The organism is Pseudonocardia charpentierae, from assembly GCF_031845345.1.
Taxonomy (GTDB): Bacteria; Actinomycetota; Actinomycetes; order Mycobacteriales; family Pseudonocardiaceae; genus Pseudonocardia; species Pseudonocardia charpentierae.
Map to the genome: position 1 here is coordinate 170,825 of NZ_JAVREJ010000009.1, position 18,382 is coordinate 189,206.

At 72.8% G+C, this 18,382-nt stretch carries 17 protein-coding genes; 10 read left to right on the forward strand and 7 right to left on the reverse strand.

The genetic code is table 11. The features are described 5' to 3' along the window. Window positions 1-10: 10 nt before the first annotated feature. The 4 genes from RM445_RS14990 (at window position 11) to RM445_RS15005 (ending at window position 5,340) form a co-directional block, all read left to right on the forward strand. Window positions 11-1,579, forward strand: a complete 1,569-nt coding sequence (locus RM445_RS14990) for a PTS mannitol transporter subunit IICB (RefSeq protein WP_311556857.1) — start codon at window positions 11-13, stop codon at window positions 1,577-1,579. After that, window positions 1,572-2,024: a PTS sugar transporter subunit IIA gene (locus tag RM445_RS14995; protein WP_311556858.1), complete on the forward strand. Its 453-nt coding sequence runs from the start codon at window positions 1,572-1,574 to the stop codon at window positions 2,022-2,024. Before RM445_RS14990 ends, RM445_RS14995 begins: the two co-directional genes overlap by 8 nt. A 169-nt stretch (window positions 2,025-2,193) precedes the next feature. Beyond that, entirely contained in the window at window positions 2,194-3,384 is a 1,191-nt protein-coding gene (locus tag RM445_RS15000; protein ID WP_311556859.1) for a serine/threonine-protein kinase, read from the forward strand. A gap of 9 nt (window positions 3,385-3,393) precedes the next feature. After that, window positions 3,394-5,340, forward strand: a complete 1,947-nt coding sequence (locus RM445_RS15005) for a hypothetical protein (RefSeq protein ID WP_311556860.1) — start codon at window positions 3,394-3,396, stop codon at window positions 5,338-5,340. 13 nt (window positions 5,341-5,353) lie between these two features. Here the strand turns inward: RM445_RS15005 and RM445_RS15010 are convergent, their stop codons facing one another. Then, entirely contained in the window at window positions 5,354-5,710 is a 357-nt protein-coding gene (locus RM445_RS15010; RefSeq protein WP_311556861.1) for a winged helix-turn-helix transcriptional regulator, read from the reverse strand. A gap of 89 nt (window positions 5,711-5,799) precedes the next feature. Between RM445_RS15010 and RM445_RS15015 the strand changes: the two genes are divergently transcribed. Then, entirely contained in the window at window positions 5,800-7,257 is a 1,458-nt protein-coding gene (locus tag RM445_RS15015; protein ID WP_311556862.1) for an MFS transporter, read from the forward strand. Here the strand turns inward: RM445_RS15015 and mftM are convergent. The 5 genes from mftM to RM445_RS15040 all read right to left on the reverse strand — a co-directional run bounded on the left by mftM (window position 7,254) and on the right by RM445_RS15040 (window position 12,811). After that, window positions 7,254-8,129 (reverse strand): mycofactocin oligosaccharide methyltransferase MftM, encoded by an 876-nt coding sequence (mftM, locus tag RM445_RS15020; RefSeq protein ID WP_311556863.1) that lies wholly within the window; start codon window positions 8,127-8,129, stop codon window positions 7,254-7,256. The genes RM445_RS15015 and mftM overlap by 4 nt on opposite strands. Continuing rightward, a complete protein-coding gene (locus tag RM445_RS15025) occupies window positions 8,126-9,655 on the reverse strand; it encodes a VWA domain-containing protein (protein WP_311556864.1) in 1,530 nt (509 codons plus the stop codon). Before RM445_RS15025 ends, mftM begins: the two co-directional genes overlap by 4 nt. 91 nt (window positions 9,656-9,746) lie before the next feature. Next, window positions 9,747-10,961, reverse strand: a complete 1,215-nt coding sequence (locus RM445_RS15030; protein ID WP_311556865.1) for an AAA family ATPase — start codon at window positions 10,959-10,961, stop codon at window positions 9,747-9,749. Between the two features lie 81 nt (window positions 10,962-11,042). Beyond that, on the reverse strand, window positions 11,043-12,335 hold the full coding sequence (gene mdo, locus RM445_RS15035) for an NDMA-dependent methanol dehydrogenase (RefSeq protein WP_311556866.1): 1,293 nt from the start codon (window positions 12,333-12,335) through the stop codon (window positions 11,043-11,045). A gap of 128 nt (window positions 12,336-12,463) precedes the next feature. Continuing rightward, on the reverse strand, window positions 12,464-12,811 hold the full coding sequence (locus tag RM445_RS15040) for a DUF952 domain-containing protein (protein WP_311556867.1): 348 nt from the start codon (window positions 12,809-12,811) through the stop codon (window positions 12,464-12,466). Between the two features lie 140 nt (window positions 12,812-12,951). On the opposite strand from RM445_RS15040, the gene mftA reads away from it, so the two are divergent. Genes mftA through mftE form a run of 4 tightly spaced genes read left to right on the forward strand, consistent with a single transcriptional unit; the run spans window position 12,952 to window position 15,233 of the window. Beyond that, window positions 12,952-13,056: a mycofactocin precursor MftA gene (gene mftA / locus RM445_RS15045; RefSeq protein WP_311556868.1), complete on the forward strand. Its 105-nt coding sequence runs from the start codon at window positions 12,952-12,954 to the stop codon at window positions 13,054-13,056. A gap of 7 nt (window positions 13,057-13,063) precedes the next feature. Further along, entirely contained in the window at window positions 13,064-13,366 is a 303-nt protein-coding gene (gene mftB, locus RM445_RS15050) for a mycofactocin biosynthesis chaperone MftB (protein WP_311556869.1), read from the forward strand. Next, window positions 13,363-14,559 carry a mycofactocin radical SAM maturase gene (gene mftC, locus RM445_RS15055; RefSeq protein ID WP_311556870.1) on the forward strand — a complete coding sequence of 399 codons (1,197 nt, stop codon included), beginning with the start codon at window positions 13,363-13,365 and terminating at the stop codon, window positions 14,557-14,559. The genes mftB and mftC overlap by 4 nt, the downstream gene beginning before the upstream one ends. Further along, window positions 14,556-15,233 (forward strand): mycofactocin biosynthesis peptidyl-dipeptidase MftE, encoded by a 678-nt coding sequence (gene mftE, locus RM445_RS15060; protein ID WP_311556871.1) that lies wholly within the window; start codon window positions 14,556-14,558, stop codon window positions 15,231-15,233. Before mftC ends, mftE begins: the two co-directional genes overlap by 4 nt. A gap of 184 nt (window positions 15,234-15,417) precedes the next feature. Here the strand turns inward: mftE and RM445_RS15065 are convergent, their stop codons facing one another. Then, complete coding sequence (locus RM445_RS15065; protein ID WP_311556872.1) at window positions 15,418-16,599, reverse strand: alkaline phosphatase family protein; 1,182 nt, start codon at window positions 16,597-16,599, stop codon at window positions 15,418-15,420. 25 nt (window positions 16,600-16,624) lie between these two features. On the opposite strand from RM445_RS15065, the gene mftF reads away from it, so the two are divergent. After that, entirely contained in the window at window positions 16,625-18,289 is a 1,665-nt protein-coding gene (mftF, locus tag RM445_RS15070) for a mycofactocin biosynthesis glycosyltransferase MftF (protein ID WP_311556873.1), read from the forward strand. The last annotated feature ends 93 nt before the right edge of the window (window positions 18,290-18,382 follow it).

Below are 18,382 nucleotides of genomic sequence, written 5' to 3' on the forward strand. Positions count from 1 at the left end.
AGCTGAAGCGATGGCAGCAGTGACGGACGCGGGCTCGGCGTCCGACCTGAAGCATTTGCAGGGCGGGGGTTTCCGGGCGCGCGTTCAGCGCTTCGGTGGCCACCTCGCCGGAATGATCATGCCTAACATCGGTGCGTTCATCGCCTGGGGTCTGATCACCGCACTGTTCATCCCGACAGGATGGACGCCCAACGAGACGATCGGGCAGCTCGTCAGCCCGATGATCACCTACCTGTTGCCGCTGCTCATCGGCTACACCGGCGGGCACATGGTGCACGGCAGGCGCGGTGCGGTGATCGGTGCGGTGGCGACGATCGGTGTGATCGTCGGTGCCGAGGTCCCGATGTTCCTCGGTGCGATGATCATGGGGCCGCTGGCCGCCTACCTGCTCAAGCTGATCGACAACGCGCTGCACGGCAAGGTCAAGGCCGGCTTCGAGATGCTCGTGGCGAACTTCAGCCTCGGCATCCTCGGCGGCATCATGGCGATCATCGGCCTGCTCGGGGTGGGCCCGATCGTCACGTCGCTGACGCGCATCGCCGGTGTCGGCGTGAACGCCCTGGTCACCAGCGGCCTGCTGCCGCTCGCCTCGATCATCGTCGAGCCGGCGAAGGTGCTCTTCCTCAACAACGCGATCAACCAGGGCATCCTGACGCCGCTGGGCCTCGTGCAGGCGTCGGAGACCGGCAAGTCGATCCTGTTCATGGTGGAGTCGAACCCCGGCCCCGGCCTGGGCGTGCTCGTCGCGTACCTGCTGTTCGGACCGAAGCGGCTGCGGCCGTCGGTGCCCGGCGCGATCCTGGTGCACTTCTTCGGCGGCATCCACGAGATCTACTTCCCGTACATCCTCATGAAGCCGCGCCTGATCCTGGCGACGATCTGCGGTGGCGCCGCGGGCATCGCCACGGCGCTGGTCACCGGCGCCGGTCTGGTGGCGTCGCCGTCGCCGGGCAGCATCATCGCCTACACGCTGGTGACCCCGCGGGGAGGCTTCCTCGGCGTATACGCCTCGATCCTGGTGGCCACGCTCGTGTCGCTCGCCGTCGCCTCGGCCCTGCTCGGCTTCGGCCGGAAGGCCGGCGACGACGAGGACGTGCCGGGTGCCGAGACCTCGGACGCCCCGGCGACCGACCCCGGTGCCGACGCCGACGGGCTCGCGCCCACCACGCCGGCCGCTGCCGGCGACACCGCCCCCTCCGCCGTCCCGGTCGCAGCGGGTGCCGCTGCTGCGGGCGCGGCCGGTGCTGCGGGTGCGGCCTCCACGGACACCAGGCCGAGCGTCAACGGCAAGGACGTGCGCAAGCTCATCGTGGCCTGCGACGCAGGAATGGGCAGCAGCGTCATGCTGGCCAGCCAGATGCGCAAGAAGCTCAAGCCCTACAACGTCGAGGTCGAGCACTCGCCGGTCAACAGCATCCCGGGCGACGCACAGGTCGTGCTGACCCAGGGCGAGCTGGCCGATCGCGCCCGGAACATCGCGCCGAACGCCGTCGTCGTGCCGTTCAAGCAGTTCATGGGCGACCCGGCCTTCACCCGCATCGAGAACGCCATCAAGGACGGGGGAGAGATCCGTGGCTGACCAGAACGGTGTTCTCGGCCGCGAAGGGGTCCGCCTGGGCCTCAAGGCCACCGACAAGTGGGACGCCGTGCGCCAGTCGGGCGCACTGCTCGACGAGCTCGGTGCCGTCGAGTCGGGCTACCCCGAGGCGATGATCGAGCGCGAGCGCACGGTCTCGACCTTCATCGGCGAGGGCGTCGCGATCCCGCACGGCACGGACGAGGCCCGTTCACTCGTCCGCAAGACCACGCTCGGCTTCCTCCAGTTCCCGGACGGCATCGACTGGGACGGCAACGACGTCCGCGTGTGTGTCGCCATCGCCGCCAAGGGCAACGAGCACATGGCCGTGCTGTCGGGCCTCGCGCAGATCCTGATGGAGCCCGAGCAGGCCGAGGCACTGCGCAGCTCGTCGAACGTGGACGAGGTGCTGGAGCTCCTGTCGGGTATCGGGGACGACGACGAGTGACGGTCGCGCCACGGGCACCGCGACCACGGTGACCCTCGAGCCCTGACCAGGATCACCTCGAACGGCACCCCCGCCGGACTCCGGCGGGGGTGCCGTTCGGCGTTACCGAGGAGTTGCACGACCGGGGCACGTTTGTGTGATCGGGTGGATCACCGGGAATGTTCGGTTCGTGGACCAGGGAACCGTCGCGACCACCGGGGCCGACCCGGTCGTCGTCGGCGGCCGCTACGAACTCGGGGCGCTGCTCGGCACGGGAGCGTCGGCCGTGGTCCGCCGCGCGTCGGACCGGATCTCCGGCCAGACGTTCGCCGTGAAGCTCTTCCACGTCGGCGCCTCGGCGCACGACCGCCGCCGCCAGCAGCGCGAGATGCGCGCCCTCGCCATGCTGCACCACCCCGGGCTCGTCGCCCTGCACGACGGCGGGGTGGAGGACGGCCGCCCGTTCATCGTCACCGACCTCGTCGAGGGCCCCACGCTGGCCGAGCGCCTCGAGAAGGGCCCGCTCGACCCGGACGACGCGCTGCGCATCGGCGCGCGGCTGGCCGACGCGTTGGCCCACGTGCATCGCGGCGGGATCGTGCACCGCGACCTCAAGCCGGCGAACGTGCTGCTCGGTGCGGACGGCCCGCGGCTGGCCGACTTCGGAATTGCCCGCGCGCTCGACGGCACTGCGGTGACCGGCACCGGATACGTCGTCGGCACCGCCGCCTACCTCGCGCCCGAGCAGGTGCGGGGCGAGTGGGTCGGGCCCGAGGCCGACGTCTACGCCCTCGGGCTGGTGCTGCTCGAGTCGCTGACCGGGCGCCGGGAGTACCCCGGGGCACTGGTGGAATCGGCGACGGCACGGCTGCACCGGCCGCCGGGGATCCCGGACCACCTGCCCTTCGCCCTCGACTCGGCGCTGCGGGCGATGACGGCGCTGGATCCTGCGGACCGGCCGACCGCGGCCGACGTCGCGGCCATGCTGGCCGCCGGGTCGGCCCGGCGCGGTCGCCGGGGCGCGCACCGTCGGTCGGCCGCCCGATCGCCGCGGCTCGCGGGGGCGGCGACCGCCGTGGCCGTCGCGGTGGCGGTGACGACGGCCGCACTGCCGTCCGTCGAGCGCCCCGCTGCGCCGGCTGCGGGGCGGGAGATGGTCCTTCCCGAGGTCCGCCGCGGGGCGGTGGTCCCGTTGCCGGAGGCGAGTTCGCGGCTGCCGTCGGCGGTCGTCCCGGTCGACGTGGTCGCGGCGACCCTCAGTGAGGGCAGGGACGCCGCCCGCCGCAGGGCCGACGCCGTCGCGAAGACGCTGAACGTCCGCAAGCGTGCCGATTCGGGTGATCTCGCCGGAACGTCCCGGCAGGCGGGTCAGCGCCGATAGGCTGTGTGAGTGACGTCCCTGGCCGACGGCTCTCCTGCCGCCGGTGGTCAGGCCGCCGGCGGGGCAGCCACTTCCTATCGCGCCGTGCCCGCTCCCGCCGTTTTCGACAGCGCCCCGTCCGTCGACGGCGATCCCGATCTCCTGCTCCTGCGCACGTACCAGCCCGTGCTGCGCTACACGGCCGGCGAGCTGTTCCTGCCGACCGCCGTGGAGCCGTACCTGGCGCGGTGCAGCCTGTGGGCGGACGACGGCGGCAGCCGGCGCAAGCGCCGGGTCGAGGAGCTGGTGCCCGCCGGGGGGCTCACGCCGGACGGGCTCGCCGCGGCGGGCGTCCGGTACCGCCACCGGCCGCTGTACCTGCGGTTCGTCCAGGAACAGCTCACCCGGTCGGAGGTCGCGGCGTGGCGACGGGAAGACCGGCCACGGCTGCGGGGCAAGGCGAGGTTCGCCGCGGTGGGTGTGCTCGCCCGGCTGATCGACGCACTCGTCCGGCTCTCGCTGCTCGTCCGCGGCCGGGTGCCCGGCGGGCTCGTCGCGGCCGCGCACCGGCTCGCGGCCGCGGTGCTCGCGCAGGCCGGCGAGACGCCCGACCGCGCCGGATCGGTCCGCACCGCCTACGGGCGGGTGCTGCGCAGCGGCGACTACACGGTGCTGCAGTACTGGTACTTCTACCCGTTCAACGACTGGCGCTCCACGTTCTACGGGGTCAACGACCACGAGGCCGACTGGGAGACGATCTCGGTCTACCTCGTGCCGGACGACGACGGCGGCGTGGCACCCGCCTGGGTCGCGGCGTCGTCGCACGACCTCGCCGGTGCGGACCTGCGGCGGCGCTGGGACGATCCGCAGCTGCGCCGCGAGGGCGACCACCCGGTGATCTACCCCGGAGCCGGGTCGCACTCGGGCGCCTTCCTCCCCGGCGACTACGTCGTCTCCGTCGAGCTCCCCGCGCTGCGGCGGGTGGTCAACTGGTTGCAGCACGCCCGCAGGCGGCTGCTGCCCTGGACCGCGGAGCCGGGCCGGGGCGCGTTCGCGATCCCGTTCGTCGACTACGCACGCGGCGACGGCGCCGCGATCGGCGAAGGTCACGACCTCACCTGGCGGCTGGAGCTGATCGACGACGGCACCCCCTGGGTGCGCGACTACCGCGGGCTCTGGGGGCTCGACACGCACGACCCGTTCGGCGGCGAACGAGCGCCGGCGGGGCCCCGCTACGAGCGCACGGGCGCGCTGCGCCGGTCGTGGACGAGCCCGCTGGGCTGGGTGGGTCTGGACGGCGTGCCGGCCACGGCGGACGAGGAGGAGCAGCACCTGCGGTCGCGGATCGTCGTGATCGACGAGGAGCTGACCGCGCTGGAGGAGGAGGTCGCCGCGGAGCGCACGGCCGTCCGGGGGCTGGCCGCGCAGGTCCGGTCGCTGGAGGCCGCCGCCGACGGCCGGGCCCTGCGCCGGGAACGGCTCGCCGAGCGCGAGCGGCGGGAACGCGAGCTCAAGGCGCTCACGGCGCGCTGCTCCGCGCTGGCCGAGGAGCGGGCCGCGCACGAGGCGTACCTCGCAGGCCCACGCGAGCCCGCCCGCCCGGACGCACACCTGCGCCACCCGCACATGCCCTACGCGGCCGACACGGACGTGCGTTCGCGCTTCCTGCGGGTGTGGGCGGCGGTCAGCACGCCGGTGCTGGTCCTGGGCCTCGGGGGGTTGCTGATCCGGCCGACGGTGCCGGTGCTCGTCGGGTTCCTGACGTTCCTCATGGTGTTCGGCGTGGTCGAGGCGATCGGCCGGCGCCGCGTGTTGGCGTTCGCGACGGTCCTGGGCGCGTTGGCGCTGTGGATCTTCGCGGTGGCCGGGTTGATCCTCGCGCTGCTGTCGAGCTGGCACCTGGTGCTGGCCGGTCTGCTCGCCGTCCTCGCGCTGGTTCTGCTCGTGGTCAACGTGCGGGAGTTGCGCAGCGGCTGAGTCGCTGAACCGGTCAGGGGGCTCCAGGCGCCGGAGTGACGGCCTGGCCGGGAGTGCAGGCCCAGCGCTCGCCCCACGCCCGGAGCGCGCGGATCACCGGCACGAGCTCCTGCCCGGCGTCGGTGAGGTGGTACTCGTACCGCTCCGGCGCCTCGCAGTAGCGCTCGCGGCGTAGGACGCCCGCGTCGACGAGGGTCTTCAGCCGCGCCGCGAGCCGGTCGCGCGGCGCGCCGGTGCCCTCCTGGATGCGGGTGAAGCGGTGAGCTCCGAAGCTCACCTCGCGGATGACCAGCAGCGACCACCGGTCGCCGACGAGCTCCAGCGCGGCCGCTGCGGGACACGGGCGCCCGGGCAGGTCAGCCAGGTCCATGTGACGTGCACTCCCTCGGTTTGGACTTCGAACCGACGCCAGTCTAGTGTCGCAGTCGGTTGGATAGTCAAACTGACAGGGGGTGACCGGTGACCGAACGGGCGATCGACACAGCGCCGTCGCACGACGCCGGCCGTCGGGCTGCGTCACAGCCCGGCGACGTGGTGGCCGAGCAGCCCGGACCGGGGAACGTGCTCGGCCTCGTCGCCGGCAGCACGGTCCTCGTGCTCCTCGCCTTCGTCACGCCGCTGGCCACGGGCGTGCGCACCGCCACCGCGCTGCAGGCCGGGCCCGCCGGTCTCACGTGGATGCTCAGCGCGATGAGCGTCGGTCTGGCGGTCAGCCTGCTCACGGCCGGCGTGCTCGCCGACGACCGCGGGCGCCGTCGGGTCTTCGTCATCGGCCTGGTCGTGCTGGGGATCGCCTCGGCCGCCGCCGCGGCGGCAGGCCACACCGGAGTCGTCATCGCCGCCCGGCTCGTCGAGGGGGCGGGCGGAGCGGCGGTGCTCGTCGGGGGGCTGGGAATGATCGGGCACGCCTACCCGACGGGGCCCGCACGGGCCCGGGCCACGGCGATCTGGGGCGCCGCGGTCGGTGCCGGTACGGGGCTCGGCGGGATCCTCGCCGTGCTGCTCGACGGCGCCGACGGCAGCTGGCGGGTCACCTACGTCGTCACCGCGGTCGCCGCGCTGCTCTTCGCCGTCGTCGCCCGCCGGGTGCTCCCCGAGTCGGTGACGGCGCAGCCCCGTCCGGTGGACCTCGCGGGCGTGGTGCTGCTGGCAGCGGGGATGGGCGCGCTGCTGGCGGGTCTGGTCGAGAGCCGGTCGGGCGGGCCCTGGGTGTCGGTGACACTGATCGTGATCGGGGTCGCGCTGCTCGGCGGCTTCGTCGCGGTGCAGGCCCGGCGCCGCGCGCCGCTCATCGACCTCGCGCTGTTCCGGTCGCGCGGATTCGTCGCCGCCACCGTCGGTGCGCTGGTAGCGGGGATCGGCGTGGTCGGCGTGGTGTCCTACGTGCCGACGGTGCTGCAGCGCGGCCTCGGTGCCGCGCTGCCGTCGGTGATGGTGTTGATGCTGGTGTGGTCGGTGGTGGGCACGGCGACGTCGTGGCTGCTCCGCCGAGCACACGCCGTCAGCGGGGGATTGCTGCTCGTGGTGTCGCTCGGGGTGAGTGCAGCCGGGCTGGTGGGGCTCGCGGTGCTGGCGCCCGGCGCGTCGCTGTGGCGGCTGCTTCCCGGGATCGTCGTCCTCGGCCTGGGCTACGGCGGCGCGAACGCGGCGCTGGGCCGCGAGGCCATCGCCCACGTGCCGGCGGCCAAGGCGGGGATGGGCAGCGGCACCGGCAACACGGCCCGCTACCTGGGCTCCGCGCTCGGGGTCACACTCGCGGCGCTGCTCGCCACCCCGACGGCGGCGCCGGCCGAGCTGCTGCACGGCTTCGACGAGGCGGTGCTGGGCGGCGCCGCGCTCTCCGCGGTCGGCGCGGTGCTCGTGGCGCTGCTCGGCCGGGCCGCCGCGTCCCCGACGAGCGGCCCAACCGTCCGCTAGGTTCCGACGAGCGTGCCGTTCGTCGGAGCCCCGCTCTTGTCCACTACCAGCCAGCCTCCGTGGTGCTCGTCGACTATGTACGGCAGGCCGGTCGCTACGCCAAGGGCGTCCAGGTCGTCGAGATCGAACGTGCGGACGTGACCCCAGGCCGGCGCGGGTTCGTCCTCGAACGGGACGGCGACCACCACCCGCTGTCGGGCGACCCGCAGCATCTCGGCGAGCACGGCCGCGTCGAGGCCTCGCGGCAGGTGTTCGAGCAGGTGGACGGCGAAGACGGTGTCGGCCGACGCGTCCTGGAGCGGCACGGCGAGCGCGTTCCCCGCCAGCGTGGTGACGGGTGTGCCCAGCTGCTTCGAGAGGTGTGCCAGCAACCGGGCGGTGCCGGGCACGAGGTCGACGGCCGTGACCCGGTGTCCGTCGGCGGCGAGGCGCAGCGAGAGGAAGCCGAAGCAGCAGCCGAGCTCGACGACGTGCGGGCCGACGGTGAGCGCCGCGGCCCGGTCGTGCACCGGGGCCATGCCGGCGTTCGTCCCGCCGTGAACGCCGCCGGTGGCGAGGGCGACGAGGGTGTTGCGGTAGAAGATCGTCCAGCCGGGGTCGACGTCGTGCACGACCGCGACGAACGTCTCCTCGAAGGCGGCGGGGTCGAGGTAGCCCGGGGCGACGAGGTCGTCGGCGATCCAGCCGGCGAGGTCGTTGCTCAGCTCGGCGGGCGTGATGTCGTGCTCGACGCGGCCGTCGACGTCGAGGCGGAGCCGCGGTCGCGCTGATCGTGGTTCTTCCCCGACGATCAGCTCGGTTGATCGTGCGATAGGAAAACGGCCCGGATCGGCCCCGGTCCCTCCCGGACGATCAGCTCGGCCCCGGCTCACCTGCCGACCAGTTCCGTCGCGAGCTCGGCGGCCGCCGTGTCCAGGCCCGTCAGGTCGCGCACCACCCGCACCCGGCTGCAGTACTCGGCGTACCCGGGCAGGTCGCAGCCGCCCAGACCCCACGAGTACCGCGGCTCCGGCGTCAGCCAGATCGTCTCCCGGGCGCGGCGGGTGATCTCCTCGAACGCGGGCAGGTTCGGGTCGTTGCCGTTGCCGCGTCCGTCGCCGAGGACCAGCACCGTCGTCCGGCGCGTGACGGCCGACGAGAAGTCTTCGTGGAACGCGCCGAACGCCGCCCCGTAGTCGGAGTTCGCGTCGACGTCGAGGATGTCGCCACCGAACACGAGCCCCAGCGCCTGCTCGACGGGATGGTCCTCGAACAGGTCGGTGATCTCCACCAGCTCGGCGACGAACGCGAACGTGCGCACCTGGCCGAACAGGTTCTGCAGGCCGTGCACGAGGTGCAGGGTGAAGCGGGCGGTCGCGCGCACGGACAGCGAGACGTCGGTCAGCACGACCAGGCGCGGCTTGTCCTCCGCACGGCGGACCGTCACCGGCGAGAACGGGATGCCGTCGAAACGCATGTTGCGGCGCATCGTGCGGCCGGAGTCGATCCGCCCCGACGCCGAGACGCGCCGCTTGTGCGTCAGCCCGCCGTGCAGCGAGTGCGCGAGCCGGCGCAGCGACTCCTCCAGTTCCATGCGCTCGTGCTCGCCGACCCGGTCGACAGTCGCGACCGCGCGCTCGTTCGACTCGACGATCCGCTGCTCCAGCGCGAGCAGCGCCTCCAAGTGGCGCTTGATCGCCTCGGGCAGGCCTTCCAGGACGCCGGTGAGCCGACGCCGGAGCGCCGCCGCGTCGTCTTCGGTGCCGTCGGACCCGGGGTCGTCCTCGACGTTGTTCAGCCACCCCAGCAGCGCCTCCTGCTCGGCGACCGACAGGTCGGCGTCGACCTTCGTGCCCTGCTGCTGGGAGATCTGCCCGGGAGCGCCCGCGTTGCTGAGTCGGTCCGTCTCGATCTGGACCCGGTTGCCGTCGCCCTGGATGCCCTGGTTGTCCTTCGAGAGGATGATCTCCTCGGTCATCGCAGCCAGGTCGATCTTGTTGGCCTCCTGGTGGAGGTTGTACTGCTGGGCGAGGTCCTCGGGGTTGAAGTAGTCGCGGATGTCGACCGGCTTGCCGTGGCTGTGTCCCTGCTGCGGGGTCTCGCTCGGCTCCTCGGAGAGCGTGAAGTCGTCGAGCGCGCCGGTGTCGGAGAGGTCGTCGTGGCCGTGCCCGTGGCCGTGGCCCGCCTCGGTGGGACCGACCTTCACCAGTGCGAAGAACCGGTCGAAGATCTCGTCGAACACCTCCTCGTCGCGCCGGTCCTTGATCAGCGCGACGCGCAGGGCGGCCTTGAGGTGGGCCTTGTCGGCGAGCATGCCGGGCTCGCGGGCGCAGGCCATCGCGTCGAGGGCCTCGGGGATCGAGATCCGGACCTGCCGCAGCCGCAACAGGCGCACGAACCGGTGCAGCGCGTTCTCCATCAGCCCTCCCCGGGGTCGCCTCGATGTAGCGGAAGCGGCGTTCGCTGCGTTGAGTGCACCCAACGCCGCTTTCGCTGCATACCGGCGGCGCTCACAGCGCGCGGCGGCGGCCCAGGCCCGCGCCGAAGCTCCGGCTCCCGCGGTCCGCCGTCACCGTCGGCTTCGGGCCCGGCGGGCGCTCGGGCTGCACCGAGTCGCGGGTCCGGTAGTAGGCGGCGTCGTGGCGCCCCTCGGCGTCCTTGGCGGCACGCACCGTGCGCCCGTCGAGCTCGCCGTCGTCGGCGGGGGTCACCGGGTCGTGGTGCTGGTCGTCGTCGTGCCCGTGGCCATGCCCGTGTCCGTGGCCATGTCCGTGCCCGTGCTCCGGCACCGACGCGTTGGGGTCGACGAGCCGGGGCAGCGCCTCGAGCGTGCGCCGGACGTCGCGGTCGTACTTCACGACCACCGCCGCGGTGTCCGAGAGCATCGACGCCGTCAGCTCCTCCGCGCCGAGCACCGCCAGCGTCCGCGCCCAGTCGATCGTCTCCGAGATCGACGGCGACTTGCGCAGCTCCAGCTCCCGGATCCCGCGCACGATCTCCACCAGCTGCGCCGCCAGCGCGTCGGGCAGCCCCGTCTTCTTCGACCGGACGATCTCCAGCTCACGCTCGGCCGTCGGGTAGTCGAGGAACAGGTGCAGGCAGCGGCGCTTGAGCGCGGCGGAGAGGTCGCGGGTGTTGTTGCTGGTCAGGATGACGTACGGGGGCTGCTTCGCGACGAACGTGCCCACCTCCGGCACCGACACCTGGTTCTCGGCGAGCGTCTCCAGCAGCACGGCCTCCAGCGCCTCGTCGGCGCGGTCGACCTCGTCGATGAGCAGGACCACCGGTTCCTCGGAACGGATCGCCTCCAGCAGGGGGCGCGGCGCGAGGAACCGCTCGGAGAAGAACACGCTCTCCTGCGCCCCGATGCGGTCGACCGCCGACTCCAGGTCCGGGGCGTCCGCGACGACCTGGCCGATCTTCTCGCGCAGGATCTGGGTGTAGAGCAGCTGCTTGCCGTAGTCCCACTCGTAGAGGGCCTTGGTCTCGTCCTGGCCCTCGTAGCACTGAAGCCGCAGCAGCCGCCGGCCGGTGGCGGCGGCGAGTGCCTTCGCCAGCTCGGTCTTGCCGACGCCGGCCGGGCCCTCGATCAGCAGCGGCTTCTCCAGCCGGGTGACGAGGAAGACGGTGGTGGCGAGGCGGGTGTCGGCGATGTAGCCCTGCGCCCCGAGGGCGTCGACCACGTCGTCGACTTCTGCGAAGGGGGCGTCGAGCGACTGCGTCATGCTGCTCCGATCCTCGAGCTGGAGTGTCACTCAGGGGGTGAGGGGGCGCCGCCCGAAGCGGCGCCCCCGTCGACCGTCGGCTCAGGACAGGAGGTCGTCCAGGTCGCCGTTCATGCAGTGGTCCACCACCGGGCGGACCGTCTCGAACGTGCACTCCTTGGCGTTGCCAGGGGTGCAGGCGTCGCCGAGGACGTGGTTGGTGATGCGGTCGACGTCGTCGGCGTCACCCTTGATCACCGAGGCGTTCTCGTAGAACTTCGTCGGGCCGACGCCGAGCCTGTTCTTCGAGTAGCTGTCCTGCTTCACGTCGACGAACCGCTCCGGGATACCCACGTCGCGCAGCAGCCGGATCGCGGCGGCCAGCGCCGCCTCCGCGGCCTGCACCTTGGTCATGCCGTGCGTGTCGATGTCCATGGCCTCGGCGATCTCGGCGAAGCGCTTGTACGCGACGGGCATGTTGAACGCCCACACGCGGGGGAGCGCGACGGCGTTGTTCAGGCCGTGGTGGGTGTCGTAGAACGCGCTCACCGCGTGCGAGATCGAGTGGATGATGCCCAGACCGCCCGAGTTGAACGCCTGCGCGGCGATGTACTGGGCGTACATCATGCCTTCGCGGCCGGCCAGCGACGTCGGGTTCCAGACGGCCTCGCGCAGGCTGTCGTTGGTCAGCTTGATCGCGCGGATCGCGTTGCCCAGCGACGGCTCGAAGTTCAGCCGCGAGACGTAGGGCTCCGAGGCGTGCGCGAGCACGTCGAACCCGCACTGTGCGGTGTAGTCGATCGGGCAGCTGTAGTAGAGCACCGGGTCGTCGATCGCCAGGCTGGTGACCGAGGCGTCGTCGAAGGCGACGTACTTGTGCGGGTTGTCGGGGTCCGTCGTCGTGTCGGTGATGACGTAGGCCCACGAGGTCTCCGAGCCGGTGCCGGCGGTGGTGGAGACCGCGATGTGCGGCGGGTTCTTCGGGTTCTCGCTCTTGTTGAAGCCCTCGAACTCGTTGACGTTGCGGCCGTCGTGCGCGACCGACACGCGCGCGCCCTTGCAGGCGTCGTGGGACGAGCCGCCACCGATGGAGACGAAGCTGTCGCAGGCGTTCTGCTGGTACAGCGCCACGGCGTCCATGACGTTGTAGTCCTTGGGGTTGGACTCGACCTTGTCGTACAGGACGACCTCGAGCCCGTGCCACTTCAGCGACTCGACGATCTTGTGGACGATGTCGCTGCCCCGCAGCCCCGACGTCATCACCAGCGTCTTCTTGAAGCCCAGCTTGAGGGCCTCCGGACCGATGAGCTCGTGCGAGCCGGGTCCCAGCAGCGCCCGCGGGAACGGGTGGAACTCCTTGATCGGGAACGGCTGGAGAAGTTCGTCTACCTGCATCGTGGCCCCTTTGCGTGACGGGTGGATCGAGCCGGACGTTAGGCCCGTCACGTCCCGCCGAGGGCAAAGACCGTCACGCGGGGCGGGGCCTAACCCTCCGATCGGGCAGGTCCCGCTCCCCGCCCCGGTCAGGGCGCGGGCAGCTCCGGCGGAGCCGGGAACGTGCCGTCCGAGCTGGGCGGATACGGCAGAACCGCGACGACGGCCGAGGTCGGGACCGTGCCGTAGGCGTGCGGGAACCGCATCCCGGGCGGGTCGTAGGGCATCCCGGGTTCGAACCGGACGTCGAGCCCGGTGGGGTCGACGACGAGCAGCAGCAGGTCGGTGCGCCCCGCGAAGAGCCGGTCGGCGGGCAGCTGCACCTGCTCGGGGGTCGACAGGTGGACGAACCCGTCGCCGGAGGCCGCGAGGGTGCCGCGGGCGCGGGCGTCCTCCCAGTCTGAGGCGGTGACGAGGTGCAGCAGGCGACCGGTCATGCCCTGAGCGTGCCAGCCGGCGCCCCCTCCGAGGCGACCTGTCCGCTGCTCTCCGAACGGACGGGCTCTGCCCGCTTTCCTTGTGGGCAGCTCCGGCGTCGACCTACCGTCCGACCACGCGACCCACCCGAGGAGGACACATGGCCGAGGAGCAGAACGTCGAAACTCGTGACATTCAGGATGGTGTCGTCGAGGAGACCCTGGTCGAGGAGGTCTCGATCGACGGCATGTGCGGTGTCTACTAGCCAGCGCGTGCGGGCCGGGTCGACCTTCGACCCGGCTCGCGGGTACCGGTGCAGCCCGTCGGTCGCGTTGCGGCCGGAGCCGTTCGGGGCGCTGGTGTACCACTTCGGCACCCGTCGGCTGTCATTCCTGAAGACCCCGCAGCTGGTGACGGTGGTCTCCGGGCTGGCCGAGCACCCCGACGTGCATTCCGCGCTCGACGCGGCGGACGTCGATCCCGCGCAGCGCCCTGCCTATCTCCGCGCCCTGGCCGGCCTGGCCGACAACGGCACCATCGAACCTTTTTCGGCTGAAGAGCGGGAGCTTCCATGAAGCTGGTCGACCACTTCCAGTACGGCCTGAACTCCCCGATCTGCCTGACCTGGGAGCTCACCTACGCCTGCAACCTCGCCTGCGTGCACTGCCTGTCGTCGTCGGGCCGCCGTGACCCGCGCGAACTCTCGACCGCCGAGGCGAAGTCGGTGATCGACGAGCTGCAGCGGATGCAGGTCTTCTACGTCAACATCGGCGGCGGCGAGCCGACCGTGCGCCCGGACTTCTGGGGGCTGCTCGACTACGCGATCGGCCACCAGGTGGGGGTCAAGTTCTCCACCAACGGCATCAAGCTCGACAAGAGTCGCGCCGCGCAGCTGGCGGCGACCGACTACGTCGACATCCAGATCTCCCTCGACGGGGCGACCGCTTCAGTGAACGACGCGGTGCGGGGCCCGGGCTCCTACGACACCGCGATGCGGGCGTTGGAGAACCTGGCCGAGGCGGGGTTCGGCCAGCCGAAGATCTCTGTGGTGATGACACGGCAGAACGTGGATCAGCTCGACGAGTTCAAGGCGATCGCCGACAAGTTCGGCGCGCAGCTGCGGATCACCCGGCTGCGCCCGTCGGGTCGGGGCGCGGACGTGTGGGACGAGCTGCACCCCACCGCGGCGCAGCAGCGCACGCTCTACGACTGGCTCGTCGCCCGCGGAGAGGGCGTGCTGACCGGCGACTCGTTCTTCCACCTCTCGGCCTACGGCCAGGCGCTGCCCGGTTTGAACCTGTGCGGGGCGGGGCGGGTGGTGTGTCTGATCGACCCGGTCGGTGACGTCTACGCGTGCCCGTTCGCGATCCACGAGAACCTCCTGGCCGGCAACGTCCGCTCGCCGGGCGGGTTCGAGGGCGTGTGGCGCGACTCGGCCCTGTTCGCGGATCTGCGTAAGCCGCAGACCGGGGGCGCCTGCAGCTCGTGCTCGTTCTTCGACTCGTGCCAGGGCGGGTGCATGGCGGCGAAGTTCTTCACGGGGCTGCCGCTGGACGGGCCCGACCCCGAATGCGTGCGCGGGTTCGGCGAGCAGGCCCTGGCCGCCCGGTCGGGCGAGGTCGCGATCCCGCGCTCCGACGTCGACCACTCGCGGTCCGCGCCCCGGAACTCACGCAAGCCGAAGGCGCCGGTGCCGCTCACTCTGACCCGACGCCCGGACAAGGCGTGCGACGAGAGCCCGCTCGCCGGGTTCGCGCCACTCGTGTGACGCTCGGCGAGCGAGTCTGGCCGGAGATCGACGGCCGGCCGACGCTGCTCGTGCCGGTCGGCTCCGTCGAACAGCACGGTCCGCACCTCCCGCTCGACACCGACACCCGGATCGCCGCGGCGGTCGCCGCCCGTGCAGCGACCGGTGCCCTGCTCGTCGCCCCATCCGTCGCCTACGGCGCCTCGGGGGAGCACGAGGGCTTCGCGGGCACGGTGTCGATCGGGCACGAGGCGCTGCGGCTGCTGCTGGTCGAGCTGGGCCGGTCGGCCTCCCGCTGGGCCGCCCGCCTGGTGTTCGTCAACGGCCACGGCGGCAACCTGTCGAGTCTCGTCGAGGCCGTCCGGCTGCTCCGGTACGAAAGGCGCGACGCCGCCTGGTTCGCCTGCGCCGCCGGCGGCGACGCCCACGCGGGCCGCACGGAGACGTCGCTGATGCTCGCGCTCGGCCCCGCGCTCGTCCGTCCGCAGCGGGCTGCGGGCAACACGGCCCCGCTCGCGGATCTCTTGCCGACGATGCGCGCGGGCGGGGTGGCAGCCGTGAGCCCGAACGGGGTGCTCGGCGATCCGGCCGGTGCGTCCGCGGACGAGGGTGAGCAACTGCTCGCGGCGATGTCCGACTCGCTTCGTGCCGCCATCACCCGCTGGACCCCCGACGCCGGCGGCCGCCTCCGCTGATCCGAGGCCCTCTGCCGATGACCCGCGAGTCGGCACGTTCGTCAGCGCGAGTCGGCACGTTCGTCGGCATGAGTTCGCACGTTCGTTCCCGCGCGTTGGCGCTGTCGAAGTTGCGGACTCGCGCTGTCGAAGTCGCGGACTCGCGGTGGTGAACGTGCCGACTCGCGGGGTGGGGCCGGCGGGGTCAGGCGTTGTGGGCCAGGCGGAGGGGGACCCACTGCTCGTCGGGGGTCAGGCCGCCGTGCTGGCCGATCAGCGCCGCGAGGCCGGGCTCCACCTGCGTGCGGGTGAGTGCCGTTCCGCCCCGGGCCACCACGACCACGTCGCCGAGCCGGTTGGCGACCCGCGAGGCCACCGGGCCGAAGAGGCCGTCCGCGACCGCCTGTGCGCTCGGAAGGACGAGCGCCCCGTCGCCGAGGACCTCCCGCCACGTCGCGAACACGTCGTCGGCGGCGCCGGAGCGGGCGTAGACCAGCCGGGCGCGGGCGTCACCGCCGACGAGGTCCACGCCCCGCATCAGGTCCGGGGTCGTGTCGATGTCGACCTTCCGGTCGACTGTCATCATCCCGTGGTCGCCGGTCACGGCCAGGACCGCGTCCGACGGCAGGTTCTCGGCGACGAGTGCGGCCAACCGGTCGACGGCGCCGAGCTGCATCCGCCACGGCAGCGACCCCGGGCCGTGGTCGTGCCCCAGCGCGTCGAGGTCGGCGTGGTAGCCGTAGCAGAGCCGGCGGCCCGGAGCGTTGAGCGAGGTGATCATTTCCGCGGCGAGGTCGCCGAGCGCCATGACTCCGCGGAACCGCCCGCCGCGCAGCGCGGCCCTCGTCAGGCCGGAGTTCTCGAACCGCCGCGCCGACACCACCGTCACCCCGACGCCGGCCGCCGCGGCTCGTTCCAAGGCCGTCGGGCCGGACTGGACGCCCTCGGGCGGGAAGTCGCCCCGCAGGTCCACAGGCGGCTTCTGACCGACCCCGGTCCAGTGCAGCGTGTGCAGCAGCCGCGCCCGCCGCCCGGAGCCCACGCGCATCGTGATGCCGACCATCCCGTGGTGCCCCGGCACCGTCCCCGTCCCGAGCGACGTCAGGCTCGTCGACGTGCTCGACGGGAAGCCCGCCGTGAGCGGCCCGGCGTCGGGCAGGCTCGAGAGGAACGGCGCGTCGGCCGCGTACCGGTCCAGCAACCGGGCGCCGAGCCCGTCGATGAGGAGCAGGCCGGCGGCGCGCACCGGTGGGATCACGATCCCGTCCTGGCCGCCGGGCAGTCCGAGTGCGGCCATCAGAGCCGGCAGCACCTCCGCCAACGACCGCTCGCCGTACCGCGGGAGGACGGGCTCGGGCGAGGCAGGCTCATGTCCGTCGAAGGGCACCCGGTCAGCGTGTCACGATCGGGGCATGGTCGAGGCGGTGGAGCGTGTGACCCCGGACCGGCCCGGGCCGTCGGACGTCACCCTGCCCGACGGATTGCGCGTCGTCGTCGACCGGCACGTCGTCGCGCTCGACGGCGGCCGGGTGCTGCTCGGCGGTGCGCCTCCGCGCATGCTGCGGCTCACTCCCGCCGGTCGTGCGCTGCTGGCCGACGGCGGTTTCGCCGTCACCGACCCCACGTCACGCGCCCTGGCCAGACGGCTGCTCGACGGCGGCGTCGTGCATCCCGTCCCGGGCACCGGCGGGCCCGGGCCGGAGCAGGTGACCGTCGTCGTCCCGGTCAAGGACCGGACCGGCGCCGTCGCCCGGCTGCTGGCCGCTCTCCCGACGGACCTGGGCGGCGTGATCGTGGTCGACGACGGGTCCGCCGATCCCGACGCCCTGCGGGCGGTCGCGGGCAAGGTCGGCGCCCGCGTCCTGCGCCACGCGCGCCCACGCGGTCCGGCTGCCGCGCGCAACGCCGGGCTCGCGGAGGCGATGACCCCCGTCGTCGCCTTCCTCGACTCCGACGTGCTGCCGACCCCCGGCTGGCTCGAGCCGCTGCTGGCCCACCTGGCCGATCCGGCGGTCGGACTGGTCGCCCCGAGGATCGTGGCCCTGCCGCCGGTCCGCGGCTGGCTCGGCCGGTACGAGGCGGTGCGCTCGTCGCTCGACCTGGGCCCGGATCCGGCCGTCGTCGTGCCGCGCACCCGAGTCGCGTACGTGCCCAGCGCGGCGATGCTCGTGCGCCGGTCGGCCGTCGGGGTCGGCTTCGACGACGACATGGACGTCGCGGAGGACGTCGACCTCGTCCTGCGCCTGCACGCCGCGGGCTGGCGGCTGCGCTACGAGCCGGCGTCGCGGGTCGCGCACGACCACCGCACGGGACTGCGCGCCTGGTGGCTGCGCAAGGCCTACTACGGAACCGGCGCGGCCCCGCTCGCGCTACGCCATCGCGGCGCGGTGCCGCCGATGGTGCTGAGCCCGTGGGCGGCCGCGGTCGCCGGAGCCCTGCTCGCCCGCCGCCCGCTCGTCGCCGCGGGAGTGGCCGCCTGGGCCGTGCAGCGGCTGGTGCCGCAGCTGCCGGAGCTCTCGCGGCCGTGGTCGGCGGCGGCCCGGATCGTCGGGCTGGGCGCGGTGGGCGCGGTCGCCCAGACCGCGGACGCGATCAACCGCCACTACTGGCCGTTGACCGCGCTGGCCTGCGCGGTCTCGGCGCGGGCCCGCCGGACGGTCGCGGCCGTCGCGCTCGTCGAAGGAGTGGTCGACTGGGTGCGCCACCGCGACCGCGACCCGTCGGTGCGGCCGGGGCTGCTCGGCCACGTCGTGGCGCACCGGCTCGACGACCTCGCCTACGGTGCCGGGCTCTGGTGGGGCGCGCTGCGGTATCGCACGCTGGAGCCGTTGCGACCGACCGGCCCGGGGTTTGCGCGGCCGGGAGCCGGGCATCCGCAGCGCGACGGGAAGGAGTCGACGATGACCGGACCGGACGAGCAGGACAAGGGGACCGAGGTGCCTGACGCCGCGGGCCTGCCCCACCTGGACCCGCCTCGTGGCGGCATGAGCGAGGACCCCGACTCGCCGGACCCCGTCGACGTGTTTCCACCGCGCCCCGGTCCGCCGCCCGCCGAGAGCGGACCGGACGTCTCCTGACCCGGACTACCCACCAAGAGTATTGCATCGAACGGGTGAACTCAGTCGATGCTGTACTCCGTGGCTGCGGGCAACATCTCGTAATAGACCCGT

Coding starts and splice junctions, on each gene's coding strand:
- RM445_RS14990 (WP_311556857.1), top strand. CDS start 11: ATGGCAGCAGTGACGGACGCGGGCTCGGCGTCCGACCTGAAGCATTTG.
- RM445_RS15010 (WP_311556861.1), bottom strand. CDS start 5,710: ATGGACCTGGCTGACCTGCCCGGGCGCCCGTGTCCCGCAGCGGCCGCG.
- RM445_RS15025 (WP_311556864.1), bottom strand. CDS start 9,655: ATGGAGAACGCGCTGCACCGGTTCGTGCGCCTGTTGCGGCTGCGGCAG.
- RM445_RS15030 (WP_311556865.1), bottom strand. CDS start 10,961: ATGACGCAGTCGCTCGACGCCCCCTTCGCAGAAGTCGACGACGTGGTC.
- mdo (WP_311556866.1), bottom strand. CDS start 12,335: ATGCAGGTAGACGAACTTCTCCAGCCGTTCCCGATCAAGGAGTTCCAC.
- RM445_RS15040 (WP_311556867.1), bottom strand. CDS start 12,811: ATGACCGGTCGCCTGCTGCACCTCGTCACCGCCTCAGACTGGGAGGAC.
- mftA (WP_311556868.1), top strand. CDS start 12,952: ATGGCCGAGGAGCAGAACGTCGAAACTCGTGACATTCAGGATGGTGTC.
- mftC (WP_311556870.1), top strand. CDS start 13,363: ATGAAGCTGGTCGACCACTTCCAGTACGGCCTGAACTCCCCGATCTGC.
- mftF (WP_311556873.1), top strand. CDS start 16,625: ATGGTCGAGGCGGTGGAGCGTGTGACCCCGGACCGGCCCGGGCCGTCG.